The 6,946-nt window shown below is 70.6% G+C and carries 9 protein-coding genes; 4 read left to right on the top strand and 5 right to left on the bottom strand.

Annotated elements, in window-relative coordinates:
* Positions 1-91 precede the first annotated feature (91 nt).
* Positions 92-883 (bottom strand): bifunctional hydroxymethylpyrimidine kinase/phosphomethylpyrimidine kinase, encoded by a 792-nt coding sequence (gene thiD, locus ACFTZL_RS38160; protein WP_382592999.1) that lies wholly within the window; start codon positions 881-883, stop codon positions 92-94.
* Positions 880-1,845: a thiamine-phosphate kinase gene (locus ACFTZL_RS38165; protein ID WP_184598561.1), complete on the bottom strand. Its 966-nt coding sequence runs from the start codon at positions 1,843-1,845 to the stop codon at positions 880-882. The genes thiD and ACFTZL_RS38165 overlap by 4 nt, the downstream gene beginning before the upstream one ends.
* Positions 1,846-2,051: 206 nt before the next feature.
* Between ACFTZL_RS38165 and ACFTZL_RS38170 the strand changes: the two genes are divergently transcribed.
* The gene (locus ACFTZL_RS38170) at positions 2,052-2,285 is read left to right on the top strand and encodes an Lrp/AsnC family transcriptional regulator (protein ID WP_382593003.1); all 234 of its coding nucleotides are present in this window, start codon (positions 2,052-2,054) and stop codon (positions 2,283-2,285) included.
* Between the two features lie 20 nt (positions 2,286-2,305).
* On the top strand, positions 2,306-2,824 hold the full coding sequence (locus ACFTZL_RS38175) for a DUF3515 domain-containing protein (protein ID WP_382593006.1): 519 nt from the start codon (positions 2,306-2,308) through the stop codon (positions 2,822-2,824).
* 24 nt (positions 2,825-2,848) lie between these two features.
* Here ACFTZL_RS38175 and ACFTZL_RS38180 read toward each other — a convergent pair whose 3' ends face one another.
* From ACFTZL_RS38180 to ACFTZL_RS38190, 3 genes are read right to left on the bottom strand one after another with little or no spacing between them, the layout of a single operon-like run.
* Positions 2,849-4,024 (bottom strand): D-alanine--D-alanine ligase family protein, encoded by a 1,176-nt coding sequence (locus tag ACFTZL_RS38180; protein WP_382593009.1) that lies wholly within the window; start codon positions 4,022-4,024, stop codon positions 2,849-2,851.
* Between the two features lie 59 nt (positions 4,025-4,083).
* Positions 4,084-5,094: an NAD(P)H-dependent glycerol-3-phosphate dehydrogenase gene (locus tag ACFTZL_RS38185; protein ID WP_382593012.1), complete on the bottom strand. Its 1,011-nt coding sequence runs from the start codon at positions 5,092-5,094 to the stop codon at positions 4,084-4,086.
* Positions 5,091-5,894: a lysophospholipid acyltransferase family protein gene (locus tag ACFTZL_RS38190; protein ID WP_382593015.1), complete on the bottom strand. Its 804-nt coding sequence runs from the start codon at positions 5,892-5,894 to the stop codon at positions 5,091-5,093. The genes ACFTZL_RS38185 and ACFTZL_RS38190 overlap by 4 nt, the downstream gene beginning before the upstream one ends.
* Before the next feature lie 159 nt (positions 5,895-6,053).
* Between ACFTZL_RS38190 and cofC the strand changes: the two genes are divergently transcribed.
* Complete coding sequence (cofC, locus tag ACFTZL_RS38195; RefSeq protein ID WP_382593018.1) at positions 6,054-6,692, top strand: 2-phospho-L-lactate guanylyltransferase; 639 nt, start codon at positions 6,054-6,056, stop codon at positions 6,690-6,692.
* 9 nt (positions 6,693-6,701) lie between these two features.
* On the top strand, positions 6,702-6,905 hold the full coding sequence (locus tag ACFTZL_RS38200; RefSeq protein ID WP_184598572.1) for a hypothetical protein: 204 nt from the start codon (positions 6,702-6,704) through the stop codon (positions 6,903-6,905).
* Positions 6,906-6,946: the final 41 nt, after the last annotated feature.

Genomic DNA, 6,946 nt, shown 5'->3' on the forward strand with positions numbered 1-6,946 from the left:
ACCTCAGGTGGACCGGCTCTTTGCCGTGCCCGGATATTCAACAGCCGAATGCAACAGCCGAACGCAAGAGCCAACCGCAAGAGCCGGATGCTCAGAACCCGGCCCGGAACCGCCAGCCGTGATCCACCGGCCCGATGCCCCCGCCGAGCGCGAAGCCGGCCGCGACGGCCCCCGTGACGTACTCCTTGGCCGCCGTCACCGCCTCCGGCACGGACCGCCCCTTCGCGAGCTGTGCGGCGATCGCGGAAGCCAGGGTGCAGCCCGTACCGTGCGTGTGCCGGTTGTCATGGCGCGGCGCCCGCAGCCAGTGCTCCTCGGAGCCGTCGGTGAGCAGATCGACGGCGTCCCCGGGCAGGTGCCCGCCCTTGATCAGCACCCACCGCGGCCCGTACCCGAGCACGGCCGCCGCGGCCCGCCGCAGCTCCTCCTCCGACTCGACCCGCACCCCCGTGAGCTGGGCCACCTCGTCGAGGTTCGGGGTGGCGACCGTCGCCACCGGCAGCAGCTTCGTGCGGACGGAGTCCAGCGCCGAGGCGGCGAGCAGGGAGTCGCCGTGCTTGGAGACGCCCACCGGGTCGACGACCGCCGGGGCGTCCGTCCCCGCGAGCAACTCGGCCACCGCCTCCACGAGTTCCGCGGAGGCCAGCATCCCGGTCTTGACCGCCTGGACGCCGATGTCGTCGACGACACTGCGGTACTGGGCCCGCACGGCCTCCACGGGCAGCTCCCAAGCCCCCTGCACACCGAGGGAGTTCTGAGCGGTCACCGCCGTGACGACGCTCATGCCGTGCACGCCGAGCGCGAGCATCGTCTTCAGGTCGGCCTGGATGCCCGCGCCTCCGCCGGAGTCGGAGCCTGCCACAGTGAGGACGTTGGGGATCATGACTCTATGTCTCCGAAGTGGTCCCAGCCGCCCTTGCTGGTCCACGGCGCCCCGTCGACCGTGACCTGGGGCAGCGCCGAGGGGTTGAGGACCTCGCCGATGACCTTCCAGCGAGCGGGCAGCTTCACGTCCGAGGGGAACGTCGCCACGATCGCGTGGTCCTCTCCCCCGGTCAGCACCCACTGCATGGGGTCGACGCCGACGGCCTGCCCGATGTCGTTCATCTGGGTCGGGATGTCGATCGCCCCGGAGCGGATGTCGATCCGCACCTTGCTGGCCTCGGCGATGTGCCCGAGGTCGGCGATCAGCCCGTCGCTCACATCGCACATCGCGGTCGCCCCGAGCCCGGCGGCGGCCGGACCCGCATGATAGGGCGGCTCAGGGCGCCGATGGGCCTCCACGAACGCGCGCGGCGAGCGGAACCCCCGCGACAGCACCGCGTACCCGGCCGCCGACCAGCCCAGCCAGCCGGTCACCGCGACGAGGTCACCGGGCTGCGCGCCCGCCCGCGTCACCGGCTCCTGGTTGCGCAGATCGCCGAGCGCCGTGATCGACACCATGATCGAGTCGCCGCGTACGACGTCACCGCCGACCACGGCGGCACCCGCCACCTGGCACTCGTCGCGCAAGCCGTCCATCAGCTCGCTCGGCCAAGTCACCGGCAGCTCGGCCGGGACGACCAGACCGAGCAGCAGCGCGGTCGGTACGGCGCCCATGGCGGCGATGTCGGCGAGGTTCTGCGCGGCCGCCTTGCGGCCCACGTCGTAGGCCGTCGACCAGTCCCGGCGGAAGTGCCGGCCCTCCACCAGGATGTCCGTACTGGCCACGACCCTGCGGTCGGGCGCGGCCACCACGGCGGCGTCGTCGCCGGGGCCGACCCGGACCGCCGGGGTGGTGGTCAGACGGGAGGTGAGCTCCCTGATGAGCCCGAACTCACCGAGCTCACCAACAGTGCCCTTCATCGCCCTTTCTCCCCTTCTGTCCCTGTCCATGCCCGGTCGCGAGGCGTCTCGTGCCTCGCTACGGTCGACATGACCGTCAAGTTCTGCCGGACCTGCACCCCGGCGCGCAAGACCCGGTCCCCGCGGGTCTCCCCGTGGTGAGCGGCGACGCGATACCGTGGCGTTCCTTTTCCCCACATGATCCTCGTGGCCGCCCTGGAGGTTCCGTGGTACAGGCGTACATCCTGATCCAGACGGAGGTCGGCAAGGCGTCGACCGTCGCCGAGACGATCAGCAAGATCCCTGGGGTCGTCCAGGCCGAGGACGTGACAGGACCGTACGACGTCATCGTGCGGGCCCAGTCCGACACCGTCGACGACCTCGGTCGCCTGGTGGTCGCCAAGGTCCAGCAGGTGGACGGCATCACCCGCACCCTGACCTGCCCGGTCGTCCATATCTAGCCCCCGTCTACCCTGTGCCGGTGAACTCTTTCCGTCACCGGCACCGTTCTGTCTTCCGCATGTTCCGCCTGCCCGCTCTCGCGCTGTTGATCACTGCCGCGGGCTGCTCCTCAGCAGACGACAGCGCGTCGGCGGCGGTTCCCAGTCCGGGCACCAAGGCCATGGAACTGTGCCGGAACCTGGACAAGGTACTGCCCGCGAAGGTGGACGGTGAGCGTCGCGAGGATCCCGAGCCCGCGTCGGCGCTGACGGCGGGCTGGGGCAGCCCGGCGATCATACTGCGCTGCGGTGTTCCGCAGCCGCCGAAGATGGTCGATCCGAAGGTGGCGGACGGACGTGATCCGGACGCGGTCGCCGGAGGTGTGAACGGGGTGGACTGGCTGATGGAGGAACGGGGCGACGGAGGGCACGTTTTCACCACCGCCAACCGGGAGGCGTACGTGGAAGTGCGCGTGCCGGAGGGGCCGGACAGCTCCGGGGTGCTGATCGATCTTGCCTCCGCCGTGAAAAAGGCGATCCCCGAGGGGATCGCCTCCTGACACCTCCTGCGACGCGCGGTCGATTCAGCGCAGGCCCGTCGAACGGCGAAGTGCCGCCTGCACCAGGCGGTCCACCAGCTCCGGGTAGGACACCCCGCTCGCCTGCCACATCTGCGGGTACATCGAGATGGGCGTGAAGCCGGGCATCGTGTTGATCTCGTTGATCACGAACTCGCCGTCCTCGGTGAGGAAGAAGTCCGCGCGGACCAGGCCCTCGCAGGACGCCGCGTCGAAGGCGTCGACCGCCAGGCGCTGGACCTCGGCCGTCTCCTCCGGCGTCAGAGGCGCGGGCACGATCCCCGGCGTCGAGTCGATGTACTTGGCCTCGAAGTCGTAGTACGCGTGCGCCTCGGGAGAGGGGATCTCGGCGGGGGCGGAGGCCCGGGGGCCGTCCTCGAACTCGAGGACGCCGCACTCGATCTCGCGGCCGCGCAGCGCGGCCTCCACGAGGATCTTCGGGTCGTGCCGCTGTGCCTCGGCGATCGCCTCGTCGAGTCCGGAGAGGTCGTCGACCTTGGTGATGCCGATGGACGAACCGGCCCGCGCGGGCTTCACGAACAGCGGCCAGCCGTGCTCGCCGGCGAAGTCGACGATCTTCTTGCGGGCGGCGGCACCCTTGTCCCCGTTCGGGGCGGACTGCTCCCACTCGCGCGGGCGGACCACCACATACGGGCCCACCTTGAGCCCGAAGGAGGTGAACACCCGCTTCATGTACTCCTTGTCCTGGCCGACGGCCGAGGCGAGCACACCCGAACCCACGTACGGGACACCAGAGAGCTCCAGGAGGCCCTGGAGGGTGCCGTCCTCGCCGTACGGGCCGTGCAGCACCGGGAAGACCACGTCGACCTCGCCGAGCGCCTTGGGCACCGATCCCGGCTCGCTGTAGACGACTTCGCGGTTGGCGGGGTCGACGGGGAGGATCACTCCGCCCTCGTCGGACTCGGCGAGCGCGTCGACGCTCGGCGGGCGCCGGTCCACGATCGTCATCCGCTCCGGTTCGTCCGCCGTGAGCGCCCAGCGGCCGTCCTGGGTGATGCCGATCGGCAGGACGTCGTACTTGGTCCGGTCGATGGCCTTGAGGACGGCGCCAGCGGTGACCACGGAGATCCCGTGTTCGGAGCTGCGCCCGCCGAACACGACGGCCACACGCGGCTTGCGAGGCGGCTGCTCGGGGCTCTGGGGGAGGTTCTCGGTGCTCATATCGGGTTGAGGGTACCCGTTGGTAAGGCCGGGATACAGCGCCCCCGGCGTCGCGTCGCTCAGCGTCGTTCGGGCTTCGCGCTGCGCGACATCAGCTCCTTGAGAGCCACGACCGGAGGCTTGCCCTCGTGCACGATTTCCACGACCGTCTCGGTGATCGGCATGTCGACTCCGTGCCGCTTGGCCAGATCCAGCACCGACTCGCAGGACTTGACGCCCTCGGCGGTCTGCTTGGTGACCGCGATGGTCTCCTGCAGGGTCATGCCCTTGCCGAGGTTGGTACCGAAGGTGTGGTTGCGGGACAGCGGCGAGGAGCAGGTGGCCACCAGGTCGCCCAGGCCCGCGAGTCCGGAGAAGGTCAGCGGGTCGGCGCCCAGGGCCATGCCGAGCCGGGTGGTCTCGGCGAGACCGCGGGTGATGAGCGAGCCCTTGGCGTTGTCGCCGAGGCCCATGCCGTCCGCGATGCCGACGGCCAGCCCGATGACGTTCTTCACCGCGCCGCCGAGTTCACAGCCGACGACGTCGGTGTTGGTGTACGGGCGGAAGTACGGCGTGTGGCAGGCGGCCTGGAGCCGCTGGGCGACGGCCTCGTCGGTGCAGGCGACCACGGCGGCGGCCGGCATCCGCGCGGCGATCTCCCGGGCCAGGTTGGGGCCGGTGACCACGGCGATGCGGTCCGGACCGACCTTGGCGACGTCGTCGATGACCTCGCTCATCCGCATCGCGGAGCCGAGTTCGACGCCCTTCATCAGCGACACGAGGACCGTGTGCGGGGCGAGCAGCGGGCTCCACTCGGCGAGGTTGCCGCGCAGCGTCTGCGAGGGGACCGAGAGGACCGTGAAGTCGGCGTCCGCGGCGGCTTCCGCGGGATCCGTGGTGGCCCGTACGTTCTCCGGCAGCTCGACGCCCGGGAAGTAGTCGGGATTGGTCCGGGTGGAGTTGATCGCCTCCACGAGCTCCGGACGGCGCCCCCACAGGGTGACCTCGCACCCCGCGTCGGCGAGCACCATACCGAACGCCGTGCCCCACGAACCGGCGCTCAGGACCGCCGCCTTGACCGGCTTGCTCACTTGCCCAGCCCCTCTTCCTGCGCCGACTGCACGGACTGCACCGATTCCTGCCCGCCCCGCGGTGTCTGCGCCTGGGTGCGGCGCCGCTGTTCGATCCGCTCCCGGCGCGGGTCGTAGGGCGTGGCGGGCGCCTTCTCCCCGCGGATCTCCTCGAGGTGACAGGTGACGGCGGCCATGATGACCTCGGTGGCTTCCTTCAGGAGATCCGCGGTCATCTCCCGGTCGTAGAACCGTGTGAGGTCCACGGGCGGTCCGGCGAGCACGCGGTGCGTCTTGCGCGGCAGGAGGTGCGGCTTCTTCGCGTACGGCGGCAGCAGCTCGTTGCAGCCCCACTGGGCGACGGGGATCACCGGGCACTTGGTCTCCAGGGCGACGCGCGCCGCCCCGGTCTTGCCGGTCATGGGCCAGCCTTCCGGGTCGCGGGTGAGAGTGCCCTCGGGATAGAAGGCGACGCATTCACCGCGGTTCACGGCCTCGATCGCGGCCCGGAATGCGCTGAGCGCGTCCGTGCTCTCGCGGTAGACCGGGATCTGCCCGGTGCCTCGCATCGCGGCCCCGACGAATCCGCTCTTGAAAAGCCCGCTCTTCGCGAGGAATCGCGGGACGCGCCCGGTGTTGTACTGAAAGTGCGCGTAAGCGAAGGGATCGATGTGCGAATTGTGGTTCACCGCGGTGATAAATCCACCATCAGCCGGAATGTGCTCGATTCCGCGCCAGTCCCGCCTGAGCAGAACCACCAGCGGCGGTTTGCAGATCACCGCAGCGAAGCGGTACCAGAAGCCGATTCTGCGGCGGGGCACGCGGACACCTTCCTCTAGGGCCTGAAGCGGGAGCCACCGGGGGGCCGCACAAGTGTCGCCCCAGGCCGCCGGTCTGTCGAGAACACCGTACGCCCCGACCCGCCCGCCGCCCGATGCCCCGGGTGACAATGACCGCGACAAGAGAGGGACGGAACACCTGTGCAGTGGACGTTGGTCGTACCCCTGAAACCCCTGGCCCAGGCCAAGAGCAGGCTTGCGGACACCGCGGACGACGGGCTGCGGCCCGGCCTGGCGCTCGCCTTCGCCCAGGACACCGTGGCGGCCGCGCTGGCCTGCCCCGCGGTACGGGATGTGGCAGTCGTCACGGACGACGCCCGGGCGGGCCGTGAGCTGGCCGTACTCGGCGCCGCGATCATCCCCGACGAGCCGGGAAGCGGCCTCAACGCCGCTCTCGCACACGGGGCGGGGATCATACGGTCCACTCGCCCGGGAAGTCCGGTGGCCGCGCTCAACGCCGATCTGCCGGCACTGCGCCCGCCGGAATTGACTCGGGTACTCGATGCGGCCACTGAATTCCCGCGCGCATTTCTGCCGGACGCGGCCGCAATCGGTACGACCCTGCTGGCCGCCGGCCCGGGAAGTGAATTGCTCCCGGCCTTCGGCACCGATTCCCGGGCCCGGCACCGCGCGTCCGGGGCCGTGGAACTGCGCCTCGCCGACGTGGATTCCGTACGCCAGGACGTGGACACCGGCGACGACCTGCGCAACGCGCTGGCCCTGGGGGTCGGTCCTCATACGGCCGCGGCCGCCGCGCGGTTGCTGATCCCCGGGCAGTAGGCTGCGGCCATGCAGGCGACCGCGTACACGTACGACCCCGAAAGCCGCAGCGGGCAGGTGCTCCTGGACGACGGCACCCCGGTGCCCTTCGACGCGCCGGCGTTCGACGCGGGGGGTCTGAGGCTGCTGCGCCCCGGGCAGCGTGTGCGCATCGAGGTGGAAGGCGCGAAGGACGACCTCAGGATCACTCTGGTGACGCTGCAGACCCTCTGACCTCTGCTTGAACACGCCGCGGGCCGGACTCCATGCGGGAG

The sequence above is a fragment of the Streptomyces sp. NPDC056948 genome, assembly GCF_042674225.1.
Classification (GTDB): Bacteria; Actinomycetota; Actinomycetes; order Streptomycetales; family Streptomycetaceae; genus Streptomyces; species Streptomyces purpurascens.